General features: G+C 74.4%; 26 protein-coding genes. 13 read left to right on the top strand and 13 right to left on the bottom strand.

From position 1 onward, the window contains the following. The first annotated feature begins 52 nt into the window (after nt 1–52). Complete coding sequence (locus tag ABZ135_RS22555; RefSeq protein ID WP_356698009.1) at nt 53–1,420, top strand: NAD(P)/FAD-dependent oxidoreductase; 1,368 nt, start codon at nt 53–55, stop codon at nt 1,418–1,420. Here the strand turns inward: ABZ135_RS22555 and ABZ135_RS22550 are convergent. Beyond that, nucleotides 1,365–2,609, bottom strand: coding sequence for an MFS transporter (locus tag ABZ135_RS22550; RefSeq protein ID WP_356698008.1), 1,245 nt, complete (start codon nt 2,607–2,609; stop codon nt 1,365–1,367). The genes ABZ135_RS22555 and ABZ135_RS22550 overlap by 56 nt on opposite strands. Nucleotides 2,610–2,647: 38 nt before the next feature. Here ABZ135_RS22550 and ABZ135_RS22545 point away from each other — a divergent pair, with 38 nt between their 5' ends. Next, nucleotides 2,648–3,259, top strand: coding sequence for a CGNR zinc finger domain-containing protein (locus ABZ135_RS22545; RefSeq protein ID WP_356698007.1), 612 nt, complete (start codon nt 2,648–2,650; stop codon nt 3,257–3,259). Between the two features lie 36 nt (nt 3,260–3,295). Here ABZ135_RS22545 and ABZ135_RS22540 read toward each other — a convergent pair whose 3' ends face one another. The 3 genes from ABZ135_RS22540 to ABZ135_RS22530 form a co-directional block, all read right to left on the bottom strand. Then, entirely contained in the window at nt 3,296–3,763 is a 468-nt protein-coding gene (locus ABZ135_RS22540) for a hypothetical protein (RefSeq protein WP_356698006.1), read from the bottom strand. Between the two features lie 167 nt (nt 3,764–3,930). Then, entirely contained in the window at nt 3,931–4,593 is a 663-nt protein-coding gene (locus ABZ135_RS22535; RefSeq protein WP_356698005.1) for a helix-turn-helix domain-containing protein, read from the bottom strand. A gap of 173 nt (nt 4,594–4,766) precedes the next feature. Next, nucleotides 4,767–5,561 (bottom strand): L,D-transpeptidase family protein, encoded by a 795-nt coding sequence (locus ABZ135_RS22530; protein ID WP_356698004.1) that lies wholly within the window; start codon nt 5,559–5,561, stop codon nt 4,767–4,769. A 189-nt stretch (nt 5,562–5,750) separates the two neighbouring features. Here ABZ135_RS22530 and ABZ135_RS22525 point away from each other — a divergent pair, with 189 nt between their 5' ends. From ABZ135_RS22525 to ABZ135_RS22515, 3 genes are all read left to right on the top strand, one after another. Then, nucleotides 5,751–6,233 carry a GNAT family N-acetyltransferase gene (locus tag ABZ135_RS22525; protein ID WP_356698050.1) on the top strand — a complete coding sequence of 161 codons (483 nt, stop codon included), beginning with the start codon at nt 5,751–5,753 and terminating at the stop codon, nt 6,231–6,233. A gap of 443 nt (nt 6,234–6,676) precedes the next feature. Then, entirely contained in the window at nt 6,677–7,756 is a 1,080-nt protein-coding gene (locus tag ABZ135_RS22520; protein WP_356698003.1) for a dihydrodipicolinate reductase, read from the top strand. After that, nucleotides 7,753–8,232, top strand: coding sequence for a carboxymuconolactone decarboxylase family protein (locus tag ABZ135_RS22515; RefSeq protein WP_356698002.1), 480 nt, complete (start codon nt 7,753–7,755; stop codon nt 8,230–8,232). Before ABZ135_RS22520 ends, ABZ135_RS22515 begins: the two co-directional genes overlap by 4 nt. A 65-nt stretch (nt 8,233–8,297) precedes the next feature. Here the strand turns inward: ABZ135_RS22515 and ABZ135_RS22510 are convergent, their stop codons facing one another. The 3 genes from ABZ135_RS22510 to ABZ135_RS22500 all read right to left on the bottom strand — a co-directional run bounded on the left by ABZ135_RS22510 (nt 8,298) and on the right by ABZ135_RS22500 (nt 11,218). Then, nucleotides 8,298–9,956: a GMC oxidoreductase gene (locus ABZ135_RS22510; RefSeq protein ID WP_356698001.1), complete on the bottom strand. Its 1,659-nt coding sequence runs from the start codon at nt 9,954–9,956 to the stop codon at nt 8,298–8,300. Nucleotides 9,957–10,125: 169 nt separating this feature from the next. Next, nucleotides 10,126–10,374: a hypothetical protein gene (locus tag ABZ135_RS22505; RefSeq protein WP_356698000.1), complete on the bottom strand. Its 249-nt coding sequence runs from the start codon at nt 10,372–10,374 to the stop codon at nt 10,126–10,128. A gap of 79 nt (nt 10,375–10,453) precedes the next feature. After that, nucleotides 10,454–11,218: an alpha/beta hydrolase gene (locus tag ABZ135_RS22500; RefSeq protein WP_356697999.1), complete on the bottom strand. Its 765-nt coding sequence runs from the start codon at nt 11,216–11,218 to the stop codon at nt 10,454–10,456. A gap of 128 nt (nt 11,219–11,346) precedes the next feature. Between ABZ135_RS22500 and ABZ135_RS22495 the strand changes: the two genes are divergently transcribed. The 4 genes from ABZ135_RS22495 to ABZ135_RS22480 all read left to right on the top strand — a co-directional run bounded on the left by ABZ135_RS22495 (nt 11,347) and on the right by ABZ135_RS22480 (nt 16,122). Beyond that, complete coding sequence (locus ABZ135_RS22495) at nt 11,347–13,920, top strand: SpoIIE family protein phosphatase (RefSeq protein WP_356697998.1); 2,574 nt, start codon at nt 11,347–11,349, stop codon at nt 13,918–13,920. Between the two features lie 110 nt (nt 13,921–14,030). Continuing rightward, a complete protein-coding gene (locus tag ABZ135_RS22490; protein ID WP_356697997.1) occupies nt 14,031–14,303 on the top strand; it encodes a type B 50S ribosomal protein L31 in 273 nt (90 codons plus the stop codon). A 123-nt stretch (nt 14,304–14,426) separates the two neighbouring features. Then, the gene (locus ABZ135_RS22485; protein ID WP_356697996.1) at nt 14,427–15,266 is read left to right on the top strand and encodes an NAD(P)H-binding protein; all 840 of its coding nucleotides are present in this window, start codon (nt 14,427–14,429) and stop codon (nt 15,264–15,266) included. A 94-nt stretch (nt 15,267–15,360) separates the two neighbouring features. Next, a complete protein-coding gene (locus tag ABZ135_RS22480; RefSeq protein ID WP_356697995.1) occupies nt 15,361–16,122 on the top strand; it encodes an alpha/beta fold hydrolase in 762 nt (253 codons plus the stop codon). A 102-nt stretch (nt 16,123–16,224) separates the two neighbouring features. On the opposite strand, the gene ABZ135_RS22475 is transcribed toward ABZ135_RS22480, so the two are convergent. Next, on the bottom strand, nt 16,225–16,722 hold the full coding sequence (locus ABZ135_RS22475) for a peptidylprolyl isomerase (protein WP_356697994.1): 498 nt from the start codon (nt 16,720–16,722) through the stop codon (nt 16,225–16,227). Nucleotides 16,723–16,830: 108 nt separating this feature from the next. Then, nucleotides 16,831–17,052, bottom strand: coding sequence for a hypothetical protein (locus ABZ135_RS22470; protein WP_356697993.1), 222 nt, complete (start codon nt 17,050–17,052; stop codon nt 16,831–16,833). A gap of 184 nt (nt 17,053–17,236) precedes the next feature. Between ABZ135_RS22470 and ABZ135_RS22465 the strand changes: the two genes are divergently transcribed. Beyond that, nucleotides 17,237–17,764 (top strand): hypothetical protein, encoded by a 528-nt coding sequence (locus ABZ135_RS22465; protein ID WP_356697992.1) that lies wholly within the window; start codon nt 17,237–17,239, stop codon nt 17,762–17,764. A 52-nt stretch (nt 17,765–17,816) separates the two neighbouring features. Here the strand turns inward: ABZ135_RS22465 and ABZ135_RS22460 are convergent, their stop codons facing one another. Beyond that, the gene (locus ABZ135_RS22460) at nt 17,817–18,713 is read right to left on the bottom strand and encodes a YhjD/YihY/BrkB family envelope integrity protein (RefSeq protein ID WP_356697991.1); all 897 of its coding nucleotides are present in this window, start codon (nt 18,711–18,713) and stop codon (nt 17,817–17,819) included. Between the two features lie 95 nt (nt 18,714–18,808). Beyond that, complete coding sequence (locus tag ABZ135_RS22455) at nt 18,809–19,282, bottom strand: helix-turn-helix domain-containing protein (RefSeq protein WP_356697990.1); 474 nt, start codon at nt 19,280–19,282, stop codon at nt 18,809–18,811. A gap of 172 nt (nt 19,283–19,454) precedes the next feature. On the opposite strand from ABZ135_RS22455, the gene ABZ135_RS22450 reads away from it, so the two are divergent. Continuing rightward, complete coding sequence (locus ABZ135_RS22450) at nt 19,455–19,943, top strand: PaaI family thioesterase (RefSeq protein WP_356697989.1); 489 nt, start codon at nt 19,455–19,457, stop codon at nt 19,941–19,943. Between the two features lie 27 nt (nt 19,944–19,970). Here the strand turns inward: ABZ135_RS22450 and ABZ135_RS22445 are convergent, their stop codons facing one another. Together ABZ135_RS22445 and ABZ135_RS22440 are read right to left on the bottom strand one after the other, a co-directional pair. Then, complete coding sequence (locus tag ABZ135_RS22445) at nt 19,971–20,348, bottom strand: luciferase family protein (protein WP_356697988.1); 378 nt, start codon at nt 20,346–20,348, stop codon at nt 19,971–19,973. Nucleotides 20,349–20,433: 85 nt separating this feature from the next. Further along, nucleotides 20,434–21,792 (bottom strand): SpoIIE family protein phosphatase, encoded by a 1,359-nt coding sequence (locus tag ABZ135_RS22440; protein WP_356697987.1) that lies wholly within the window; start codon nt 21,790–21,792, stop codon nt 20,434–20,436. A 113-nt stretch (nt 21,793–21,905) separates the two neighbouring features. Between ABZ135_RS22440 and ABZ135_RS22435 the strand changes: the two genes are divergently transcribed. Then, nucleotides 21,906–22,430: an SMI1/KNR4 family protein gene (locus ABZ135_RS22435; protein WP_356697986.1), complete on the top strand. Its 525-nt coding sequence runs from the start codon at nt 21,906–21,908 to the stop codon at nt 22,428–22,430. Between the two features lie 106 nt (nt 22,431–22,536). Continuing rightward, on the top strand, nt 22,537–23,406 hold the full coding sequence (locus tag ABZ135_RS22430) for a MoxR family ATPase (protein WP_356697985.1): 870 nt from the start codon (nt 22,537–22,539) through the stop codon (nt 23,404–23,406). The last annotated feature ends 29 nt before the right edge of the window (nt 23,407–23,435 follow it).

Below are 23,435 nucleotides of genomic sequence, written 5' to 3'. Positions count from 1 at the left end.
GCCTCCGTGGGCCCGTGCTGCAGGACAAGGCGTGGAAAGGCGGTCTTTCACCGTGTCTCGACCGAGAATCCTCGTGGTGGGCGCCGGTTTCGCCGGGGTCGCGTGCGTACGGCGCCTCGAACGGCGGCTGACCGGGCGGGAGGCCGCGATCTCGCTCCTGTCGCCCTTCTCGTACCAGCTCTATCTGCCCCTGCTCCCCCAGGTGGCCTCCGGCGTGCTGACCCCGCAGTCGGTCGCGCTGTCCCTGCGGCGCAGCGAGCGGCACCGGACGCGCATCATCCCGGGCGGCGCGGTCGGCATCGACACGGAGGCCAAGGTCTGCGTGGTGCGGACCATCAGCGGCGAGCTGGAGACGGAGCCGTACGACCACCTGGTCCTCGCGCCCGGCAGTGTGACCCGCACCTTCGACATCCCGGGCCTCGCCGAGCACGCCCGCGGCATGAAGACCCTCGCCGAGGCGGTGTACATCCGCGACCACGTGATCGCCCAGCTCGACCTCGCGGACGCGAGCCAGGACGAGGCGGAGCGGGCCGCGCGCCTGCAGTTCGTGGTCGTGGGCGGCGGCTACGCGGGCACCGAGACGGCGGCCTGCCTCCAACTGCTCACCCACAACGCGGTCAAGCGCTATCCGCGGCTCGATCCGAGGCTCATCAAGTGGCACCTGGTCGACATCGCGCCGACGCTGATGCCCGAGCTCGGGCCCAAGCTGGGCGCGGCGGCGCTCGACATCCTGCGGCGGCGCGGGATCGAGGTCTCCCTCGGGGTGTCGGTGGCCTCCGTGGACGAGAAGACGGTGACGCTCACGGACGGCCGGGTGCTGCCCAGCCGGACCCTGATCTGGACGGCGGGGGTCGCGGCCAGCCCGCTGATCGGGACCCTCGGCGCCGAGACGCACCGGGGCCGGCTGGTGGTGGGCACCGACATGGCGGTGCCGGGTGTGCCCGGCGTGTACGCGCTGGGTGACGCGGCCGCAGTGCCGGACCTCGCCAAGGGCGATGAGGGCGCGGTCTGCCCGCCCACCGCCCAGCACGCCATGCGCCAGGGCAAGGTGGTCGCCGACAACCTGGTGGCGACGCTGCGGGGCGAGAAGACGCGTCCGTACGTCCACAAGGACCTGGGGCTCGTGGTGGACCTCGGCGGCAGGGACGGCGTCTCCAAGCCGCTGGGCGTGGAACTGCACGGCATGCCGGCCCAGGCGGTGGCCCGCGCCTACCACTGGGGGGCGCTGCGCACGAATGTGGCGAAGACCCGGGTGATGACGAACTGGCTGCTCAACGCGGTGGCGGGCGACGACTTCGTCCGCACCGGTTTCCTGGCCTCGAAGTCCGGGTCGCTGCGGGACTTCGAGTACACGGACGCCTATCTCACTCCCGAGCAGGTCCGCGCCCACACCGCCTCCCTGCGCGCGACCGCGTCCTGACCCCCGTCCGGCCCACCAGCGCGTGGGCCGCCGCGGCGAGCAGTTGCGCCGCCGCGGCCGCGAGGAGCGCGCCCTGCGGCGTCCGTTCGGCGAGCGGCCCGGCCACGGCGGCGCCGAGCGCGAAGGCGGTGATCTTGACGCTGGCCCCGGTGGTGAACACCTGGGCCCGCAGCCGCTCCGGCGCCTCCCGGTGACGGACCGCGAACAGGGCGGTGAGCTGCGGCCCTTCGGCGGCGCCGGCGAGCAGCGCGGCGGCCACGAGGACGTCGGCCCGGTGGCTCGCGGTCGCGACGCAGGCCGCCGCGAGGGCCGCCGCCAGGACCAGGGGCGCGATCCACAGGACCGTGCCGGGATCGGGCGCACGGCGGCGCCGGGCGAGCACCGCTCCCGCGCCGAGCGCCGCGAGGGCGGCGCAGGCGAGCAACAGGGCGCCGTCGCCGGGGGATCCGAGGACCCGCGCCCCGAGCAGGGGCACGCAGGCGACGAACAGCCCCTGGCCCAGGCACGAGAGGGTGGTGTTCACGGTCGCCCTGGCCAGCGGCGCGGAGCGGGCCAGGCAGGCGAAGCCGCGTACGAGATCTCCCGCCACCGCCCGTACGGTCGGCGGGTCACCCGTGCCCGGCCGACGGGGCAGCCCTCGGGTGGCGGGCAGCGCGAGCAGGATCAGCGCGGCGGAGGCGGCCACGGCGGCGGGGGCGCCGAGGAGGCGGCCGAGGAGTCCGGCGAGGGCCGGTCCCAGCAGGCTCGCGGCACTGAAGGTCATCGCGTCGAGGGCGTGCGCCCGGTGCAGCCCTTCCTCCGGTACGGCCGTGGAGAGTTGTGCGGTCCAGCCGCCCGCCAGGGCCGGCGCGAGCGTCCCGGCGGCCAGCGCGACCGCGAGGGTGAGCGGGAACGGGACCCGTCCGAGGCTCAGCAGGACGGCGGCGAGCCCGGTCGCGTACAGGACGAGCGAGGCGGCGAGCAGTCGGCCCGGCCGTCCCGAGCGGTCGAGGAGCGCGCCGAGGACCGGTCCGCCGAGCGCCGCGGCGGCCGTGATGCCGGCGAGCAGCGCGGCGGCCGTCGCCACCGATCCGGTGGAGGCGTAGCCGAGCAGCAGCAGCGCGGGCCCGGACATCTCGTCGCCGGTGCGCGCCGCCGTGGCGCCCGCGAGGAGGCGCCGTGCCGCGTGGTGTCGCCGGTCGTTCCGCACCGGCCCGACGCTACGTGGGTAACTCAAATCTCCACAACATGCGTTACATTCGCCGCGTGTCTCCCGCCCCCGCGACCCCCGGCGACGGCGCCGCGCGCCATTCCGTCCTGGCCAACGCCCGGCGCGCCGCCGACCTGGTCAATGTGCTGAGCCGACCGGATCCGCGTCCCGCGCGCCTGGCCGAGGTCGCGGCGGTGCTGCGCGCGTACGGCGAGAGCGAGCCGCTCGGGCTCACGGAAGCCGACCTGCCGGGGCTCCGGGAGGCCGCGGACGCGCTGCGCCCGGTGTTCGCCGCGGACGGCGTGGACGCGGCGGCGCGGGTGCTCAACGCGCTGCTCGCCGAGCGGACCGGCCCGCTGCGGCTCACCGCGCACGGCGGCGCGAGCCCCTGGCATCCGCATGTGGACCGGGACGACGAGGCCCCCTGGGCCGAGTGGTTCCTCGCCTCTTCCTGCCTCTCGCTGGCCGTGCTCCTGTGGGACCGGGGACGCGCGCCGGGCGGGGTGTGCGCCTCGGGCACGTGCCAGGACGTGTTCGTGCCGCAGGGCAGCGGCCAGGAGCGCCGGTACTGCTCGCGCCGCTGCGCCACCCGCGAACGGGTCGCGGCCCACCGGCGGGCCAAGGGCGCGGGGCGGTCCGGTCCCGGGTGACGGGTGGCGGGTCAGCCGGGACCGGACCCGAGCGGCTCAGATGTCGATCACGCGGTAGGCGATCGTGTAGACGCCGCCGGAGCCTTCCAGGGAGCGGTACTGGACCTCGGCGCCGGCCTCGCTGCCGGTGACGAGCGTGGCGCCCAGCTTGTCCGCGCCGAAGGTGTCCTTGTCCCACAGGGTGAGCGTGCGGGCCTGCTGGCGGCCGAGGACCAGCGCCGGGTTGCCGTTGCCGTCGGTCATGGAGCGGACGTAGCCGGCGCCCATCGTCTGGTAGGTGATGCCGCTGCCGGGCCACACCTTGACCTGGTTGCCGTTGGCGTCGGTGATGTTGAGGTACGCCTCGTCGTGGTTGCCCTCGCTGTTCTTGTGGCAGGTCAGCTCCAGGAGCTCGATCTTCACGTAGTCGATCGGCTCGGCCTGGGCGGTGCCGGCGAAGACCCCGAGGCTGCCGAGTCCGAGCAGGGCGGCGGCGGCCATCCGGACGGTGCGGCTCTTGCTCATGGTGAATCCCCCATGTTCGTGACGTCACGTCAGATGACGTCCGGTGTGCGGTCCCGCCGTCCCGGCGGGTCCGTTCGTGCCGTTCCCCTCGGCACGTCCCTCACTGTGCCCGGCCCGCCGGAGCCCCTTCTACGCGCGTTCCACTGGGCGGAACAGCAGGGCGGCGGTCACACGGGAAGCCCCCGGGCGAGTCCCCGCGCGAGCGCCCCGGCGGCCTCCGCGACGGCGTCGGCCAGCGGTTCGAGGCGCCGCCCCGCCCGGACCATGGCGGCGAGCGCGGCCACGGTCCGGCCGTCCGGGGACCGTACGGGCAGGGCCGCGCAGCACACCCCCGCCATCACGTCCTCCCGGTCGAACACGGCGCCCGCGCCCCGCGGCCCGCGCAGCGCGAGGCCCGCCGCCGTGTCGAGCCGGAAGGCGGACCCGTCCCGCAGCGGCAGCACGGGTTCGAGCTCCCCCGGCACCGAACTCACCGTCAGGGCCTGCTCCTCCCGCATCACCACGAGCAGCACGCTTGCCCCGGTCGAGGCGCGCAGCCGGTGCAGCGGCAGCCGGGCGGCGGCCCGCAGGCCCGGGTGCGGCTCCCAGGCGAGGCCGAGCCGGTAGAGCTGCGGACCGACCCGGTAGCGGTGGCCCCGGCGCTCGACGGCACCGAGGGCCACGAGCTGGTCGAGCAGCCGGTGCGCGGTGCCCTTGGGGACCCCGCAGCTCCGGGCGAGCTCGGTGACGCCCGCCGCGTCGCCGCCGTGTCGCCGCAGCGCCTCCAGGAGCGCGAAGGCCCCTTCGAGGACTCCTCTGCCCCGCTGCGCCGTGCACGTGTCCGCCGTCATGTCGCCGTCTCCCCCCGTCTTCCGGCCCGCCCTGCCGCCGTCCCCCGACGGCGCGGCCCCGGACGCCGGGGACACCTTGCGGCAGAACGGACGTACCGGCCAAGCCTTTGCGCGGCGTGGCGTCAGGGCCTGGCGCGGCCGCCCGGGGCGGGCACGGCAGGGGGCGGGGTCCCTCAGCCGGCGAGGACCTCGGCCGGTCCCATGACGACGACGGGCTCCCGCACCGGATCCAGGGCGCGCAGCAGTTCCGTCATGTCCTCGCGCGGGAGGGAGACACATGCCTGGGTGGGCCCGCCGTGGTCGACGTGGATCCAGACGCCGCCGCCCTTCTCCGGACCGAGCGGGCGCTCCTTGTTGAGCGGGGTGGTGCCCGGCACGCGGTTGTAGTCGATGGCGACGACGTAGTCGAAGGAGCCTTCCAGGGGCTCGCCGAGGAAACCGGTGCCGGAGACGGCGAACTCCTCGTCCTGGTCGTACGGCAGGCGTGCGCCGGGGTCGGGGAGCCGGCCGCCGGCGTCGCCGAGGCGGAAGACTCCGGTCGGCGAGCGCAGGTCGCCGGCCACGTGGTTCTCGGTCCAGCCGCGCAGGGCGTTGTGACCGGCCCAGGGTCCGGCGGTCCGGTGCCACCGTCCGGCGGTGTCCCGCTCGTACAGCACGGCGCTGACCATGTTGCCGTCGACGCCGTCGCCGCTGACGACGAGGGCCTGGGTGGTGCCGTCGGGGATGCGGGCCTGGGTGCGGGGGCCCACGCCGGGGATGCGGGACGGGGCGCGGTTGGCGCCGTCGCGCGCCTCCCGCGGCTGCGTCGCGGGCGCGGCGGGCGTCTTCGCGGGTGCCTTGGCGGGCGCGGCGGCCGGCGACGGGGCCGGGGAGCAGCCGGCAAGCACCAGGACCGCGGACAGGGCGCAGGTCAGCACCGTTGCGGTGCCCGCGCGGGCGGGCCTGCGGACGGGCGTGCGGACGGCCATGGGCGGGCCACCTCCGAGGTTCGGGGCAATGCGGGCATGCGTACCCGGTCCGCGCCGGTGCCTGTCGTCCCGGCCGGGTCCCCTCACCCGTCCGGGCCCATGCCGGTCGGCCCCGGCAGGGAGTTGACGGCCCGTGGGGCGAGGGGATCTCCTGCACCGGTGACCGACTCCCCCGCGGACGTCCTCCGCATCGAACGGATCGACCCGGCCGACCCGGCCGCCTCCGCAGCGCTCCTGACGGACTGGCGGCTGATCCACAACGCGATCATTCCGACTGCCCCGCTCTCCCCCGACGAGGTGCGCGCGCGGGCCGGCCGCAACCGGCTCGACGTGGCCTACGCGGCGGACGGCACCGCCGTCGGCTGCTCCACCGTCCGGCCGCCGGACGAGGAGACGCCCGCCGCCACGGTCAACTCCCGGGTCCTGCCCGCCCACCGCGGCCGGGGCTTCGGGACGGCGCTGTACGAGCGGGGCCTGGCGCACGCGAGGACGCTCGGCGGCGCGGGCGTGGAGACGGTGGTGCTCGCGAGCAACGCGGAGGGGCTGCGGTTCGCGCTCGCGCGCGGCTTCGTGGAGGTGGAACGGTACGTGCTGCCCGGAGACACCGTGCCGTTCGTGACTCTGCGGCTCGACGAGGGGACGGCGACGGCAGGGGCCACGACGGGCCCGTAGCGGAAACGCGCTGGACAGGGCGCCGCCGGGCGGGGCACTCTCGGGGCATGGTCGACGGAATCGAGTACACCTCCGCCCGGTGAGCGCCCCGGACGAGCGCCTCGCGCTCGCCTGTCGGCCCTGCCCGTACGCCGTTGTCCTCGACCGGCTCGCGGCCGAAGGGGCCGCCTGCGCACCCACCGGCGGGTGCGCCGTTCCTGAAGAGCGGCCACTCCCCCGGACCGGACCGTGGTCGCGCGGCGAGAGGGCCGCCGCTGCCGTCCCGGGCCCGCGGCCGGGCGGGCCGCGCCGGCTGGACGAGGTGGGCCCGCGCGGTCCCCGTGCGGCCGTCCGGGGCCGCTCCCGGAGCCCTCCCCCGGGCCCGCCGGAGCATCCTGACGAGTCGTCAGATCTGCTCCGTCCCGACTCTGGGAACCTCACGGCCCCGGCGCTACCCTCCGCGCATGATTCCGACCGTGGTGTGGGGAACCGGGAACGTCGGGCGCGCGGCCATCCGGGCCGTCGACGCCCACCCGGCGCTCGAACTCTCGGCCGTCCTCGTCGCGAACCCCGCCAAGGTCGGCCGTGACGCGGGCGAGCTCGCCGGACTCGGGCGCGCGCTGGGGATCGTGGCGCGGGACGACGTGGCGGCCGTCCTCGCGCGGGGCCCGGGCGCCGTGGTGTACGCGGCCTCCGGGGACCTGCGCCCCGACGAGGCGCTCGCCGACGTCGTGCGGGCGGTGCGGGCCGGGGCGGTCGTCGTGACGCCTTCGCTGTACCCGCTGTACGACCGGCGCGGCGCACCGCCGGAGTTCCGGGACCCGGTCCTGGCGGCGGTGGAGGAGGGCGGCGGCTCCCTCTTCGCCTCGGGCGTGGACCCGGGGTGGGGCAACGATGTGCTGCCGCTCCTGGTGAGCGGGCTCGGCAGCACGGTGGAGGCGATCCGCTGCCAGGAGATCTTCGACTACTCGACGTACGAGCAGGAGGAGTCGGTCCGCTTCCTCGTCGGCATGGGGCAGCCCATGGAGTACGAGCCGCCGATGCTGCTGCCGTCGGTCCCGACGATGGTTTGGGGCGGTCAGGTGCGGCTGATGGCCCGGGCGCTCGGCGTCGAGCTCGACGAGATCCGCGAGACGCTGGAGCGGCGCCCGCTGGAGACGACGGTGCGGACCCGCGGCATGGGCGAGTTCGCGGCCGGCACCCAGGGGGCGGTCCGCTTCGAGGTGCAGGGCGTCGTCGACGGGGAGCCGCTGCTCGTGATCGAGCACGTCACCCGGATCCATCCGGACTGCGCCCCGGACTGGCCGGTGCCGCCGGACGGCTCGGGGGCGCACCGGGTGATCGTGGAGGGCCGGCCGCGGATCCAGGTCACCGTCGAGGCGACGGACGAGGGCGAGAACCGCTCCGCGGGCGGCAACGCGACCGCCGTGGGCCGGCTCGTGGGAGCGATCGACTGGCTCGCGGCGGCGGAGCCGGGACTGTACGACGCGCTGGACGTGCCGTTGCGCCCGGCGGTGGGGAAGCTGGGAAGGAGACCGCGGTGATCATCGACATTCCCGAGGGACAGGAGCCGATCGGGTACGTGTGGGGCGACATGGTGCCCGGGATCGGGACGGCGGCGGCGAACTTCTCGTTGTCGGTCTACGCCCACACGACGCTCGGGCTGCGCGAGTTCGAGGCGGCACGGCTGCGGATCGCGCAGATCAACGGCTGCCGGTTCTGTCTGGACTGGCGGACCGACCGGGACGGCGAGAAGGTCGAGGAGGAGTTCGCGGAAGCGGTGCTCGCGTGGCGGACCACGGACGCCTTCGACGAGCGGACCCGGCTCGCGGCGGAGTACGCGGAGCGGTACGCGCTGGACCACCACCACCTGGACGAGGAGTTCTGGTCGCGGATGACGGCGTCGTACAGCCAGGTCGAGATCGTGGAGCTGACGATGAGTCTGGGCTCGTGGCTGGCGTTCGGGCGGCTGAACCGGGTGCTCGGGCTCGACACGGTGTGCGTGCTGCCCCCGCACTGAGGCGGTGACGAGGGGGCCGGCCCGGATGCCCGGCCGGTCCCCTCGCGTCCGTAGCGCCGCAGCCGTCACAGGTCGGTGGCGATGATCTTCTCGATGTTGCGTTCGGCGAGCGCCGTGATGGTGACGAACGGGTTGACGCTGGTGTTGCCGGGGATGAGCGCGCCGTCGATGACGTAGAGGCCGTCGTAGCCGTGCAGGCGGCCGTGGTTGTCGGTGGCGCGGCCGAGGACGGCGCCGCCGAGCGGGTGGTACGTGAGATGGTCGCCCCAGATCCTGTTGCCGCCGAAGAGGTCGGTGCGGTAGATCGTGCCCTCCTTGGCGTTGATCCTGTCGAAGATGGTCTTCGCCGCGTCGATGGACGCCTTCTTCCAGGCCCGGTCCCAGGTGAGGTCGACGCGTCCGGTGGCCGGGTTCCAGCGGAACTCGGCCCGGTGCGGGGTCTTGGTGATGGAGAGGTAGAACGAGGCGTAGGTCTCGATGCCGGTGGGCAGGGGGGCGACCTCGGCGAAGGCGCCGCCCGCGTCCCAGTTGTCGATGCCGGCGGTGGGCATGGCCGACTGGAGCTTTCCGGTGGCGTCCCACATGTGGTTGGCCCGGCCGCACATGACGTTGCCGTTGTCGCCCCAGCCCTTGCCGATCTGGTCGTTGAGGGCGGGCAGCGCGCCGGTGGCCTTGAGGCGGGTGAGGAGCTTGCTCGTGCCGACGCTGCCGGCGGCGAAGAACACCCGGTCGGCGACGACGGTCTTGGTCTCGACGGTGGCGCCGGCGGTGTCGAGCCGCTCGAGGGTGACGGTGTAGCCGCCGCCGGACGCCGGCGTGACGGTGGTGGCCTTGTGGAGCGGGGAGACGGAGAGCCGCCCGGTCGCGGCGGCCCGGGCGAGATAGGTCTTCCGCAGGGTCTTCTTGCCGTGGTTGTTGCCGTAGATGACCTCGCCCTCCAGGGCCGACCGGGGCACGGCGCCCGCGGCCTCCTGCCGCATGTAGTCCCAGTCGTAGACGTTGGGCACGAAGACGAAGGGGAAGCCGGACCGTTCGGCGTGCTTGCGGCCGACCCGGGCGTACTGGTAGCAGTCGGCGCCCTCCCACCAGGACGGGTCCACGGAGGTGACGCCCAGGCCCGCGTTGGCGCGGGGGTAGTAGACGTCGTACATCTCGGCGGGGTCGACGGTGGGAAGGATGGCGGGGAAGAGCTCCCTGCGGGGCGTGACGGCCATGCCGCCGTTGACCAGGGAGCCGCCGCCGACGCCGCGGCCCTGGTAGACGGTGATGCCGGCGAAGTCCTCGGCGTCGAGGATGCCGGTGTGGCGGGGGACGTCCTTGTCGAGCGGGAAGCCGAGGAAGTTGCTCAGCGGCTGCCTGGTGCGGGTGCGCAGCCAGAAGGAGCGGTAGTCGGGCTTCGTGGTGTTGGCGAAGACCTTTCCGTCGGAGCCGGGGGCGTCCCAGGCCATGCCCATCTCGACCATGTGGACGTCGACGCCGGCGAGGGTCAGCCGCAGCGCGGCGACGGAGCCGCCGTATCCGGTGCCGATGACGAGCACGGGGACGTGGGCGCCGGAGGGGATCGGGGAGGTGAGGGCCGCGGCGGTCACGCCGGGGTCGGCGGCGCTCGTGGAGGTGGCGGTTCCGGCGAGGGCGAGGCCGCCGAGAAGAGAACCGGTTCCTGTGACGAATCGACGACGGGTCAGACCTCGGGAAGCCGAGGCCGAAAGGGATCTGTCACGCATATGATGTTCCTCACTCGACGAGTGAATGGGAACACGTTCTACTGGGGCGTTCATGGGAAGTCACGCGAAACCGCCGGGTAACTTGTGGCCGGAATCGGCCGATCACGATCAGCCCGGGGGCCGGGCGCGGGCCGGGTCCGTCGACCGGGGTGCGAGGGAGGCGGCGGCCTCAGCCGGTGGCCGTCAGGGCGGCCACCAGGACGGCCGCGAGCGCGGCCCAGGCCACGGCGCCGGGACCGGCCGCGCGCCAGCCCAGGGCGGCGAGGAGGAGCCCCGCGAGAAGGCCGGCGGCGAGGGCGCGCCGGTCGCGGGTGAAGGAGAGGGCGCGGCGGGCCGTGCCGGGCGTGTGCCGTTCCCGCAGGGCGAGCCGGCAGACGAGCAGCGCGGCCGCGACGGCCGCCGTCAGGGCCAGGACCATGCCGCACCGCCTCTCCCCGCCGCCGTACCCGGGTCCGCGTCCTGCGGACAGTGTCCCCGGGTACGGCGGCGGGCGCGCGTCAGGCCGCGAGGAATGCCTCGATGGCCTCGGCGAGGGCCTTCGGGGTCTCCTCCGGCGCGTAGTGGCCCGCGTCCGGCAGGACCGTGAGCCGGGCGTTCGGGTACCAGCGCAGCCAGGTCGCCTCCATCGCCTCCGCCCCGAGCGCCGGATCGTGGGCGCCGACGACGAGGAGGACCGGCGCCGGGTTGTCGCGGACCCGCTCGTGGAAGTCGGTGCGGGACCAGGAGTCGAGGTAGGCGCGGAAGGCGGTGGCCGAGGAGCGCCGCAGCGAGCGGTCCACGAGCCCGGAGAGCCACTCGTCCCCGTACCGCCCGCCGGTGGTGTTGTCGATGATGGCCCGGCGGTTGCCGGGGTTATCGGCGGCTCCCGCGAAGAGCTCCCAGGTCTCCGCGTCGAGCGGGAAGCCGGCCGCCGACACCGGGGAGACGCCGATGATCGAGCGCACCCGCTCGGGCGCGTCGAGCAGCATGAGCTGGGCCGCCTTGCCGCCCATGGAGTGGCCGACGACGGAGAAGTCGTCCCAGCCGAGGTCGTCGGCGACGGCGAGGGCGTCGGCAGCCACCTCCTCCATCGTGTACGCGCCGTCGGCGTCCATCGCCTCCCCGTAGCCACGGCAGTCGAGGAAGGCGTAGGACCCGGTGTCCTTGTCGAGGTGTTCCCGCAGCGGCGCGAAGCTGGTCCGGTCGCCGAACCAGTTGTGCAGGACGAGGACGCGGTGCGGACCGCTGCCCTCCAGGTCGTACGGAAGAACCCGGCCCGTCATCAAGCCCCCTGGTCGCGAGGTGGTGGGTGTGGGGCCGCGCGGGGCGCGGCGGCCGACGACCGAGTCTCGCGAGCGGCGTCGAGCGGGGTCAATGCCCCCGAGGGGTGGTTCGCCGGTGCGCACTCCGGATGCGTGGCCCTTCCGGGCGGGAGCATGCTGGCTGTGTGACCTCGTACGGCGCGGCAGGCCCCGTCCCGTCGGCCTCGACCGGGCCCCCGCGGGAGGCCGGCGCGGACCGGCCGTCGACGGACGCGCTGGCGGTGGTGCTCGCGGAGTCCGTGCTGCGGGCGGTCGAGGCGGCCGGCGGATACGCGGGCGGGGTCTATCTGCGCTCGGGCACCCCCGGGCTGCTGCGGCTCGCGGTGCTCGCGGGCCTGCCCGCCTCCCTGTTCCGCCCCTGGTGGCGCATGCATGTGAACCGGCCGTTCCCGGTGGCGGAGGCCCACCGGTCGGGGCAGCCGGTGCACCTCGGGGACGTCGAGGAGGCCATGCGGCTCTTCCCCCAGCTCGTGGCGAGCCTGCCGTTCCCCTTCGCCTCCCTCTACACCCCCGTGATCCGCGGCCGGGAGCGCTATGGCGTCCTGGTGGTGCTGCGCACGCCGACGCCCGGGATGCCGGTCGACGCCCGCGACCGCGGCCGCATGCTGGAGGAGGCGCGCCGCCTCGGCTCGGTGCTCGACGGCCTCGCCGCCCATGGGACGAGGGTGGAATGGCCGGGCGAGCCGGAGTCCGTGCAACTGCCGGTCAGAACCGGCCCGCCGGTGCGGATCGGCTACTTCGACTGGAACCTGGACACGGGAACGGTGACGGCGGACGCCGGTCTGCGGGAGATCCTCGGGGAGGCCGCGCCGTCCCCCTGGACCGTGGAGGCGCTGACCGCCCGGCTCGTGCCCGAGGACACCTACGCCCTGTGGGCGCTGGCCCGGCAGGCGGCGGGATCGGGCGGCCCGGCCGCGCGCAGGATCCGGCTGAAGGGGCCGGACGGCGGGCTGCACCTCCTCGAGGTGACCGCGCGGCCCCTCGCGCACGGCCGGGAGGGGAACGTGCTGACCGGCTCCCTGGTCGACCTCGGCACCGGTCTCCTCGGCTCCGACGCCACCGACCGGCTGCCCCGCGCGATCCTGGCCATCGACCGGCTCGGGCGGATCACGTACGTCAACGCGCGCACGGAGGCGCTGCTCGGCCTGCCGCGCGGCAACCTCGCCGGACGGGCGCTGTGGGAGGCGCTGCCCTGGTTCGCGCACCCCTACCACGAGGAGCAGTTGCGCGGGGCGCTCCTCTCCGACCAGCCGATCCACTTCCTCGCGCATCCGGGGCGCGGGGAGTGGCTGTCGGTGTCCTTGTATCCGGGGCAGGACGGGGTCACGCTGGTGCTCGTCCCGGAGGGCGATCCGGCCGCCCGGCCGCCCGGCTCCGGGGCGGGATCCGGGGGCGCCGCGCACGCCGACGACGCCGACGGGCTGTCCTCGCCCGAGGGGCGGGCCGCGGCCCTCTACCGTCCGGTGGCGCTCGCCATCGCGCTGTCCGAGGCGGTGACGGCGCGCCAGGTGTCGGCGGTGGTCACCGAGGAGCTGCTGCCGGCCTTCGGCGGCCGGCAACTGGCGATCTACCTGCTGAGCGACCGGCATCTGTACCTGGCGTGGGAGACCGGATTCCCGCCCGGCTTCCTGGAGCCCTTCGACGGGGTCGCGCTGGACGCGCGGCTGCCCGGGGTCGAGACGCTGACCTCGGGCCGGCCGCTCTTCTTCGAGTCGATGCAGCAGCTCGGGGCGGCCTATCCGGGACTGCCGCTGGACGCGCACACGGGTGCGCGGGCGTTCCTGCCGCTGATCGCCTCCGGGCGGCCGGTGGGTTCCTGCATCCTCGGCTTCGACCATCCGCGCGGCTTCACCGCCGAGGAGCGCACAGTGCTCACCGCGCTCGCCGGCCTGATCGCCCAGGCCCTCGAACGGGCGCAGCGCTACGACTCCGAGTCGGCGCTCGCGCGGGGCCTGCAGGACGCGCTGCTCCCCCACCGGCTGCCGGTGCACGAGGGCGTGGAGACGGTCGGCCGCTATCTGCCGGGCACGCAGGGCATGGACGTGGGCGGCGACTGGTACGACGTGATCGACACGGGCCACGGCCGGCTGGCCCTCGTCATCGGGGACGTCCAGGGCCACGGGGTGGCCGCGGCGGCGACGATGGGTCAGCTCCGCAGCGCGGTCCGGGCGTTCGCGCTGAGCGGGCACTCCCCGCAGGAGGTGGTGCGGGGCACCAACCGGCTCCTCATCGACCTGGACCCGGGGCAGTTCGCGAGCTGCTGCTACGTCGTGCTCGACCCGGAGACCGGTGACGTACGGGCGACCCGGGCCGGCCATCCGCAGCCGCTGCTGCGCCGCACGGACGGCTCCACGGTGGCCGTGGACCTGGCGGGCGGGGTGGTGCTCGGGGTCGACGACGGCGCCACGTATCCGGTGACCCGGTTGCGGCTCGCACCGGGCGAGGTCCTCGCCCTGTTCACGGACGGGCTCGTGGAGCGGCCGGGCACGGACATCGACGAGGGGATCGAGCGGCTGCGCAGGGCCCTGGCGGCCACCGGTTCGGCGCCGCTGCCGGAGACCGCCGACCGGCTGATCCGCGAGGCGCGGCAGGCCACCGACCGGCCGGACGACATCGCCCTGCTGCTCGCGGCCCGGTGGGGGACGCACGCCCACCGGTCGTGACGGCGGCCGGCGCCGTCACCCGGTCGGATGTGCGGCGGTGGTCGCGGCGGCGGCGCGCGGGGAGGCTGGGCGGACCGGGGGAAGACTGGCAGGCCGTCCGAGGAGGACAAGTGCAGCAGGACAAGCAGCCGGAGTACGGGCCCGTGGTGTTCCGCGACCGGTCCGCCGGGTTCGCGTTTCTGACCCGGTCCACGGCGACCAGCGACCAGACCATCGAATGGGACGACGGCAACACCTACCCGGTGGTGGACGTCGAGATCTCCTCCGAGAGCCACCCCTTCTACACGGGCAAGGCGCGGACCGTGGACACCGAGGGGCGGATCGCGAAGTTCGAGCGCCGTTACGGCGAGGCGGCGCCCGAAGGACCTGCCCCGGGCGTCTGAAGGCCGCTGTCGAAAGTGGCCGGGAGATGACCGGTTCACCTTCCAGGATGAGGGGCGTGACCGCGGCGGGGCGCTTTCGCTCCGCGCGGTCGGCACCCCATGCCCCGAGGGAAGGAACGGACCGTGATCGTGGTGACCGGAGCGACCGGGAACGTCGGACGACCGCTGGTGGAGGCGCTGGCGGCGGCCGGTGAGGAGGTCACGGCGGTGAGCCGCCGTGCGCCGGAGGCCCCGCTGCCCGAGGGGGTGCGGCACCGCGCCGCCGACCTGGCGCGGCCGGAGGACTCGGCGGCGCTGTTCGAGGGCGCCGACGCGGTGTTCCTGCTGGTCGCCGGGGTCGGCGACGAGCTGCGCCCCCGGCAGGTCGTCGCCGCCGCGGTGGCAGCCGGGGTGCGCCGGATCGTGCTCCAGTCCTCGCAGCTCGTCGGCACGCGTCCGGAGTCGGAGTCGCACGGTCCGCTGCGGGAGTTCGAGGCGGCGGTGCGCGATTCCGGTGTGGAGTGGACGATCCTGCGGCCGTCCGGCTTCGCCTCGAACGCCTTCCTGTGGGCGGAGTCCCTGCGCACCGCGCGGACGGTCGCCGCGCCCTTCGCCGAGGTGGCCATGCCGGTGGTCGACCCGGCGGACATCGCGGACGTGGCGGCGGCCGCGCTCCTCGAGGACGGTCACGCGGGGCGTACGTACGTGCTGACCGGCCCGGTGGCGGTCACGCCGCGCGAGCAGGCGGCGGCGTTGTCGCGGGCGGTGGGCGAGCCGGTGCGGTTCGTGCCTCAGACGCGGGCGGAGGCCCGTGCCCACCTGGTGCGTTTCCTTCCCGGGCCGGCCGTGGACGGGATGCTGGCGGTGATGGGCGCGCCGCACGCGGAGGAGCAGCGGGTGAGCCCGGATGTGGAGCGGGTGCTCGGGCGGGCGGCGCGGCCGTTCTCGGCGTGGGCGGCGCGCCACGCCCTCGCGTTCGCGTGAGGGGCGGGAGGAGGGCCGTTGTCAGTGGTGCCTCGTAGGGTGGCCGGGCCGGTGGGGAGCCGGTGCGACGGGGCGTCAGGGGAGGCGAGGGGTCATGCGGGAGCTGTTTCTGGCGGAGGCGCCGGGGTATGTGCGGTGGATCGATCTGCCGGGCGGAGGCCGGGGACGGGCGCGGGTGTACGTGCACGGGCTCGGCTGCACCGGCGCGTCCGACTTCGCGCAGGTCGCGGTGCGTCCGGAGCTCGCCGGGCGGCGCTCGCTCCTCGTCGACCTGCTGGGCTTCGGTCTGAGCGACCGGCCGCGCGCCTTCGACTACCGCATGGAGTCGCAGGCGGCGGCGGTGGCCCGGATCCTCGACCACGAGGGGCTGACCGGGGTCGAGCTGGTCGGGCATTCGATGGGCGGGGCCGTCGCGATCCATCTGGCCGCGTCCCGTCCCGATCTGGTGGACCGCCTGGTGGTGGCCGAGCCCAACCTCTGGCCGGGCGGGGGCGCGTTCTCCTCCCCCGTCGCCGCCCAGGACGAGGAGTTCTTCGTCCGGGAGGGTTTCGCCGCCATGGTCGAGGGCCAGGACCGCGCGGACTACGCGGCGCGGCTGCGGCTCGCCGATCCGCGGGCCCTGCACCGCAGCGCGGTGGCGCTGGTGGAGGGTTCGGTCCCGGCGCCGGGCGAGCTGCTGGCCGCGCTGCCGCGGCCGAGGGCGTTCCTGGTGGGCGAGTTCAGCCTGCCGGACGCCGACGCCGAGAAGGTCGCGGCGCAGGGCATACTGGTGTTCGAGGTCCCGGGGGCCGGTCACAACATGACGATCGACAACCCGGCCGGCTTCGCCCGGGCCCTGGCGCGGGCCCTCGCGTGAGCGGCCTCGCCCGAGCGCTCCTCCGGTACCGGGCGTGCCGCCGCCCCCGGGCCTGCGGCTCGGGGGCGGTGGGCGGTGTTCGGCGTGGGCCGTGGGAGCGGATCAGGCCCCGACGACGCCGGACTTGGCGACCCGGATCTCGGCGCTGGTGCGACCGGAGGCGGAACCCAGCTTCTCGATCTTGTCGACGATCTCCTGGCCCTTGACGACCTCGCCGAAGACGACGTGCTTGCCGTCGAGCCAGTCGGTGACGACGGTGGTGATGAAGAACTGGGAGCCGTTGGTGTTGCGGCCGGCGTTCGCCATCGACAGCAGGTACGGGCGGTCGTGCTTGAGCTGGAAGTTCTCGTCCGCGAACTTCTCGCCGTAGATGCTCTTGCCGCCGGTGCCGTTCTCGTTGGTGAAGTCACCGCCCTGGAGCATGAAGTTCGGGATGACGCGGTGGAACGGGGAGCCGGCGTAGCCGAAGCCGTTCTGGCCGGTGCACAGCTCGCGGAAGTTGCGGGCGGTCTTGGGGACGACGTCGTCGAAGAGCTTGAACTCGATCCGGCCGGCCTCTTCGCCGTTGATGGTGATGTCGAAGTACACGTTGTTGCTCATGGGGCCATCCTGTCATTCCCTGCGCACTGCGCGCACACGGGGCGTGCCCCGCACGCCCCGGGAGGGGCTGTACGGGGCACGGGGCGGTCTCTCCAGAGGTGCACGCGGTCAGAGGAGCCCGCCGGCCTCCGGGGCCTGGAGGCCGCCACCGGCGCCCTCGACGGTCTCGCCCACCAGGGAGCCGACGCCCTGGTCCTCCTGGAGGAGGCCGGTGACGCCGGCGGCGGGGCCGCCGGCCTCCGCGGCGGAGGCGTCCTGGGGCGGGCTGACGAGGGCGGTGACGACGCCTGCGGCGAGGGAGGCGATGGCGAGCATGCTGCGCTTCTTCATGCCCTGGTCAACTACCGAGGGGCGTCGAGGTTACGGCGTCGGCGGCACCGATTCCGTAGCCGCGCGGGCGCATAATGAAGCGACTCCGAAAATTCGCATTTCGGGCGGAACCATTCGGCCGAGGCGGAATGTCTCTCCCAGTGACACCACTGTCCCCATCACAGATCGAGAACCGGGGGACGCCATGCTTCACCGTCAGACCCTCGCGGCCGCGGCCGCGGGCATCCTTCTCACCGCCGGGATCGGGGCCACGGTCCCCGCGGGCGCCACGGCCGGCCCCTCCCGTACGACGACGACCGCACCGGCCATGGCCCAGGTCGTCAACGTCCGCTGGGGCGGCCACTCCACCTTCGACCGGCTCGTGATCGACGTCCGGGGCACCATGCCCCCGGTGAGCGTCAAGGCGGTCAAGGAACTGCGCTACGACGGCTCGGGCAACAAGGTGCCGCTCGCCGGGAAGTACTTCCTGGAGATCAAGCTCTCGCCCGCCGCCGCCCACAACGAGTCCGGCCGGTCCGTCTACCAGGGACCCCGGCTGCTCAAGATCTACCTTCCCACCCTCAAGGGCGTCGCCCTCACCGGCGACTTCGAGGGTGTCGTCACCATCGGAGCCGCCTTCGCCACCAAGCCCGTCCCCAAGACCTCCGTCCTGCACCACCCCGAGCGCTTCGTCCTCGACGTCGCCCACCCGGCACCGGTCTGCCACCGGTGATCCCGTCCGCCCACGGGCGGTGGCCGTCCTCCGTTACGGCCACCGCCCCTCGTCAGTGCGGCCCGGGATCCGGGTGTTCGGCGTCCCTGGGGTCGCGGGCCAGCCGGCGCAGCACGAGCTGTTCGTGGACGAGACGCCCGACGAGGGCGGCTCCGTACACGACGAAACCGACGCCGACGAGCCAGGACTGCAGGACGAGGACGGTGCCGAACTGGCCGTAGGTGACGGCGTTGGAGGCGATGAGCGGGGAGAAGACGAACTGGGAGAAGATCCGCAGCCCCAGCAGCCCGAGGGCGGTGAGCAGGGAGCCGGGCAGGAGGGCCCGCCAGCGGATGCGGCCGCAGAGCAGGAAGCGTTGCGACCACCAGAAGAAGAGGAAGGTACCGGTGACGTCGCCGACCGCGACGAGGAGGGTGACCCCGGCCGGTGAGCGCTCGGGGGCGGGGGTGGCGACGAAGAGCAGCAGCGCGGCGACCAGGACGGCGAGCCAGACGACGTGCCGCCACATGGTGTGCCAGCGGGCGGTGGGCAGGTCCCAGACGCGTTCGTAGCCGGTCTGGACGGCCGATCCGAAGGTGACGCCGAAGGCGGCGAGCGCGGCGAGACCGAAGGCGGTGGTGCGCTGGAGCGCCTGCCCCGGCTTCCCGAAGAGCTGTTCGACCTCCTCCTGGGAGACCTCGGAGACGCCGAGGCCCTGGACGAGCCAGCGGGCGAAGCCCTGGCCGCTGGCGAGGTCGGCGGCGGCGACCACGATGAGCAGCGGCACGAGGGTGAGCAGGCTGAGTGCGGCGAACCCCATGGCGCGGTGCATGAGTTCCATCTCGCGCCCCCGGTTCCAGGTGACTCCGACCGGGGAGGCCATGACGCGCGTGTGGAGCCGGTGGAACCGGTGTCCGTGCTCGTGCTCGGTAGGGGCACCGCCGTGCGGCGCACCGGAAGTGGGGGGCATGCCTCGTCGAGTACCCGCCGGTGGGCCGAACCCGTCCGGCATGCCGCCGAACGGGTGGGGGCGGGCCGCCTCGGCGGCACGGGGGCCGGTGCGCCTCAGCGCGCGCGGGGCCGGGCGCCGGGGCCGGAGCGGACGGTCACCTCGTAGGGCGTGAGGGTCGCGTGGTCCTCGCCGCCGCAGACGACCTCGACCCGGACCGGGGCGCCGCAGTCCTCGTGGCGGATGTCGAGCGGGGTGCCGGCCGGGTCGGCGGCATGGGTGTCGCCCCACTGCTTGAGGGCGAGGAGGACGGGCCAGAGGTCCCGGCCCTTGGGCGTGAGGCGGTACTGGGAGCGGGTCCGGGCGCCGGGTTCGCGGTAGGGCTCGACGCGCAGGACGCCGGCGGCGACGAGTTTGCGGAGCCGGTCGGCGAGGACGGCCTCGGAGAGCCCGAGGTGGCGGCGGAAGTCGTCGTAACGGCGCACTCCGTTGAAGGCGTCCCGCAGGATCAGCAGCGACCACTTCTCGCCGACGACGTCGAGGGTGCGGCGGACCGGGCAGTTCTCGGTGTCGATCTCCAGGTACTGCATCGTCCCACTGTAGCGAGCTGGCTTCGGCGTTGACAGTCAGCCGACGCTCCCTCTAGCTTCGATCTCCGAAGTCAGATCACGGACGATGAGCAACGGGCAACGGGCAACGGGCCGAGCGGTTCACGGGCTCACGGCCCCGGGGCTCAGGGGCTCACTGCGGAGGGAAGCGGCGATGGAGCGGTCACGGACGGTGCACTGGCAGGACGCGGCGGCCACCGCGGGCGCGGCGGGGACGATGGCCGGTCTGGACTTCCTCCGCGAGATCGCCGCCGGCCGGCTGCCCGGCGCCCCCATCGGCGCCCTGCTCGGCTTCACCCTGGAGGAGGTGGAGGACGGCCGGGCCGTGTTCGCCTTCGAGCCGGGCGAGGAGCACTACAACCCGATCGGCAGTGTGCACGGCGGCATGTACGCGACGCTGCTGGACTCGGCGGCCGGGTGCGCGGTGCACTCGACCCTCCCCCAGGGCATGGCGTACACCTCGCTCGATCTGTCGACGCGCTTCCTGCGTCCGATCACCATGGAGACGGGCAAGATCCGCGCGATCGGCACGGTCCTGAGCCGGGGACGCCGTACGGCGCTGGCCGAGGCGGGACTGTACGACGCCGAGGACCGGCTACTCGGCCACGCGACCAGCACCTGCATGCTGTTCCCGGTGGCCTGAACCGCCGGGTGCGGGGCGGGCCCTGCTTCAGGAGCAGGCGAAGGGACGGCCGGTCCGGGTGCAGTGGTCGGGGGCGAGGTCGTCGGCGGGATACGGGTCGCCGGTGGCCTGGAGCGCCGCGCTCACCAGGGTCGCCAGCAGGTCGATGTCCGAGCCGGTGTCCAGACGGACCGTCACCCAGCCGGAGCCGGCGCGCAGGCGCAGCGCGCTCGATCCGAGGAGGGCCGGCCGGATCCGGGCGATCATGGCGCGGGTGAGATGGACGTCGGCTTCGCGGTCACCGTGGAAATGCACGATCTGCTGCGTCGCGGTGCGCAGTCCGAGCTCGGCGCCGCAGGACGCGCGGTCGGCGATCAGCGAGGGCCAGCTCATCAGGCGTTCACTGGCGTGCCTGGCTGTGTTCATACCGAGGAGCCTGCCGCCCCTCGGGGGACCTGCACAAGCGTCCTGCCGAAAGAATCGCGCCGAGGCGTGAAACCGTCGATTCGCTTCAGGCCACGGGGCGTTCGCGGACCCTCGCCGCGAGGACGGCGACGTCGTCCTCGGCGGTGTGCGCGTCGAGCCTCCGCAGCACCTCGTCGACGACCGCCTCCGGCCCGGATCCGGGCGACAGCCGCAGCGCGGCGAGCCGGGCCAGCGAGTGGTCGATGTCCTCGCCGCGCCGCTCGACGAGCCCGTCGGTGAACAGCAGCAGGGTGTCGGCCGGGGTGAGGGCGCGTACGGCGTGTTCGTAGCCGCCGAGGCCGGTGCCGAGCGGCGGGCCGACGGGCAGGTCGACGAGTTCGGCGGAGCCGTCGGCGCCGAAGACGACCGGCGGCAGATGGCCCGCGCTGGCGAAGGTCGCGGTCAGCCGCCCGGGGTCGATCTGGACCAGCAGACAGGTGGCGGGGCGCCGGCCCTCGTCGTCGGCGACGACGGCGTCGAGGTGGCGCAGGACCCGGTGCGGCGGCAGATCGGTGGCGGCCACCTCGCGCAGCGCGCCCCGGTAGGCGTTCATGTCCACCGCGGCGTCCAGGCCATGGCCCATCACGTCGCCGACCACCAGCAGGCTGCGGCCGAAGTGGAGCCGTACCGTCTCGAACCAGTCGCCGCCGACCAGGGTGCGCGGACCGGCCGGCAGATAGCGGCCGGCGATCTCCAGATTGGGGTGCGGGCGTCCGGGCTCGGCGACCAGGGCGCGCTGCAGGTGCAGGGCGGTGGCCTCGGTGGCGGCCAGTCGGCGGGCGTGCCCGAGGTGGAGAGCGGCGAGCCGCGCGGCGTGGGCGACCACGGCGGTGTCGTGCGCGGAGAACCCGCCGGCGGCACGGGCCACCCGTATCCGGCCCATCTCCTTTCCGGTCCGGGTCAGGAGCGGCAGCGTCAGGACGGCGCCCCTGCCGGGGGCGCCCGGGCCGGCCGTACCGTGCGGGCCGCCCGGGGCGTCTGGTGCGTTCGGTGCCTCCGGGGTGCTCGTACCGCTCGTACCGTCCAGGCCGTGGAGTCCGCGGGGGCCGTTCAGGCGGTTCGGGGTGGTCCGGCCGGCCGGGGCTTTCAGGCCGTCGGGGGCGTCGCCGTCCTCGGGGGCCTCGTCGCCGTCGGAGCGGTCGAGGAGCGCGACCGCACCGGCCCTGACGGACGTCCCGGGGCCTGACGTCCCCGGGCCTGGCGTGCCGTCCTCCGGCGGAAGGAGGTCGACGGCGGCGGCCTCCGCGACCCTGCGCACCAGGAAGCCGGCGAGCTCGGCGCAGATGGACCGCTCGTCGAGGCGGGTGCCGATCTCGGCGGCGGCGTGCTCCAGCGCGTCGAGCCGGGCGAGGACGGCCTCGTACTCCCCCTCCGGCCGGGACCGCTCCCCCGCTCGCTCCGCCACCGTGCCTCCACCGCCGTTCGCCTCTCCCCCATTCCATCAGCGGCCGGCCCGCCCCGCGCGCGGCACCCCCCGGCCGGAAGGCGTTGTCAGTGGCCGGCGCTACCGTTGCGGGCATGATCGACAGCGATGACCGCGCCTTCCCCGAGGCCCTCACCGCCGTGGCGGGGATCTCCTTCGACTACGACGGAGGCGAGGGCGTCGACTACGAGCCCTACTCCGCCTTCCCGAGCGCCGAGGAGACCACCGACTGGATTCGGGCGTGGACCGGTAACCAGGAGCTCGACGGCGACGCCTTCCTCCCCTTCGGCATGGACGGCACCGGCGGGCAGGTCGCCTTCCGGCGGGTCCGTCCGGGACGGCCCCTGGTGGAGCAGCCGGTGGTGTTCCTCGGTTCGGAGGGCGAGGTGCGGGTGCTCTCCCAGGACCTCTCGGGCTTCCTGTGGCTGCTCGCCGACGGTTTCGGCCCGCTGGACTTCGTCTGGCCGCCGGCCCGTACCCCGCGCCCCAGGGCCGAGCTCGCCGCCATCGCCGAGCGGCACGGCGGAGCCGCCTCGCGTCGCCCGGCGGCGGAGATCGTCGGCGCGGCCGCGGCGGAGTTCCCGGACTTCGAGGACGAGATCTTCGGCATGTGCCGCTGAGGGCTTCCCGCGCGAACAGGAGTCACGCGGAGGCGTGGCCGGGCGGCGCGCCGTTCGCTAGGCTGCCCTACTGGCGGGTAACCATGTGCACCTCGGGGGAGCGGCAATGACGACCGGGTACTTCAGCTCCGTGGACGACGTCGCCGCGCGGCTCGCCGGCACCGGCTATCTGGCCTCGCCCGCCGTCGCCACCACGGTGTTCCTCGCCGACCAACTGGGCAAGCCGCTGCTCGTCGAAGGCCCCGCGGGCGTGGGGAAGACGGAGCTGGCCAAGGCGGTCGCCGAGGTCGCGGGCGCGCGGCTGGTGCGGCTCCAGTGCTACGAGGGCGTCGACGAGGCCCGCGCGCTGTACGAGTGGAACCACGCCAAGCAGTTGCTGCGGATCACCGCGGGCCGCAACGAGAGCTGGGATGAGACCCGTACCGACATCTTCGGCGAGGAGTTCCTGCTCTCCCGTCCGCTGCTCACCGCGATCCGCTCCGACGAACCGACCGTGCTGCTCGTCGACGAGACCGACAAGGCCGACGTGGAGGTCGAGGGGCTCCTCCTGGAGGTGCTGAGCGACTTCCAGGTCACCGTGCCAGAGCTGGGGACCATCACCGCCACCCGCCGCCCCTTCGTCGTGCTCACCTCCAACGCGAGCCGCGAGCTCTCCGAGGCGCTACGCCGCCGCTGTCTCTTCCTCCACATCGGCTTCCCCGAGGAGGAGCTGGAGCGCCGGATCGTACGGAGCAAGGTGCCGGGCATCGACGAGGCCCTAGCCGCGTCGGTGGTGCGGGTCGTCGGCGCCCTGCGGGCGATGGACCTGCGGAAGGCGCCCTCGGTCGCGGAGACCGTCGACTGGGCGCGCACGCTGCTCGCGCTCGGCGCGGACACGCTGTCCGAGGCGGTCGTGCGGGACAGCCTCGGGGTGATCCTCAAGCACCAGGAGGACATCCGGCAGGCCGCGGCCAAGCTCGACCTGGACGCGGTGTGACGGCGGCTCCCGACGGGGCCCCGGCCCGG

The sequence above is a fragment of the Streptomyces sp. NPDC006339 genome, assembly GCF_040612775.1.
GTDB lineage: Bacteria > Actinomycetota > Actinomycetes > Streptomycetales > Streptomycetaceae > Streptomyces.
The sequence above is the reverse complement of the archived record's forward strand: the minus strand, read 5'-3'. Positions and strand labels throughout refer to the sequence as shown.

Excerpts from the sequence above, each read along its gene's own strand:
- ABZ135_RS22445 (WP_356697988.1), bottom strand. The coding sequence starts at position 20,348 with ATGAACACAGCCAGGCACGCCAGTGAACGCCTGATGAGCTGGCCCTCG.
- ABZ135_RS22495 (WP_356697998.1), top strand. The coding sequence starts at position 11,347 with ATGCGTGGCCCTTCCGGGCGGGAGCATGCTGGCTGTGTGACCTCGTAC.
- ABZ135_RS22460 (WP_356697991.1), bottom strand. The coding sequence starts at position 18,713 with ATGCCCCCCACTTCCGGTGCGCCGCACGGCGGTGCCCCTACCGAGCAC.
- ABZ135_RS22505 (WP_356698000.1), bottom strand. The coding sequence starts at position 10,374 with ATGGTCCTGGCCCTGACGGCGGCCGTCGCGGCCGCGCTGCTCGTCTGC.
- ABZ135_RS22465 (WP_356697992.1), top strand. The coding sequence starts at position 17,237 with ATGCTTCACCGTCAGACCCTCGCGGCCGCGGCCGCGGGCATCCTTCTC.
- ABZ135_RS22470 (WP_356697993.1), bottom strand. The coding sequence starts at position 17,052 with ATGAAGAAGCGCAGCATGCTCGCCATCGCCTCCCTCGCCGCAGGCGTC.
- ABZ135_RS22435 (WP_356697986.1), top strand. The coding sequence starts at position 21,906 with ATGATCGACAGCGATGACCGCGCCTTCCCCGAGGCCCTCACCGCCGTG.
- ABZ135_RS22530 (WP_356698004.1), bottom strand. The coding sequence starts at position 5,561 with ATGGCCGTCCGCACGCCCGTCCGCAGGCCCGCCCGCGCGGGCACCGCA.
- ABZ135_RS22455 (WP_356697990.1), bottom strand. The coding sequence starts at position 19,282 with ATGCAGTACCTGGAGATCGACACCGAGAACTGCCCGGTCCGCCGCACC.
- ABZ135_RS22500 (WP_356697999.1), bottom strand. The coding sequence starts at position 11,218 with ATGACGGGCCGGGTTCTTCCGTACGACCTGGAGGGCAGCGGTCCGCAC.
- ABZ135_RS22540 (WP_356698006.1), bottom strand. The coding sequence starts at position 3,763 with ATGAGCAAGAGCCGCACCGTCCGGATGGCCGCCGCCGCCCTGCTCGGA.
- ABZ135_RS22520 (WP_356698003.1), top strand. The coding sequence starts at position 6,677 with ATGATTCCGACCGTGGTGTGGGGAACCGGGAACGTCGGGCGCGCGGCC.
- ABZ135_RS22480 (WP_356697995.1), top strand. The coding sequence starts at position 15,361 with ATGCGGGAGCTGTTTCTGGCGGAGGCGCCGGGGTATGTGCGGTGGATC.
- ABZ135_RS22510 (WP_356698001.1), bottom strand. The coding sequence starts at position 9,956 with ATGCGTGACAGATCCCTTTCGGCCTCGGCTTCCCGAGGTCTGACCCGT.
- ABZ135_RS22450 (WP_356697989.1), top strand. The coding sequence starts at position 19,455 with ATGGAGCGGTCACGGACGGTGCACTGGCAGGACGCGGCGGCCACCGCG.
- ABZ135_RS22430 (WP_356697985.1), top strand. The coding sequence starts at position 22,537 with ATGACGACCGGGTACTTCAGCTCCGTGGACGACGTCGCCGCGCGGCTC.
- ABZ135_RS22475 (WP_356697994.1), bottom strand. The coding sequence starts at position 16,722 with ATGAGCAACAACGTGTACTTCGACATCACCATCAACGGCGAAGAGGCC.
- ABZ135_RS22545 (WP_356698007.1), top strand. The coding sequence starts at position 2,648 with ATGCGTTACATTCGCCGCGTGTCTCCCGCCCCCGCGACCCCCGGCGAC.
- ABZ135_RS22535 (WP_356698005.1), bottom strand. The coding sequence starts at position 4,593 with ATGACGGCGGACACGTGCACGGCGCAGCGGGGCAGAGGAGTCCTCGAA.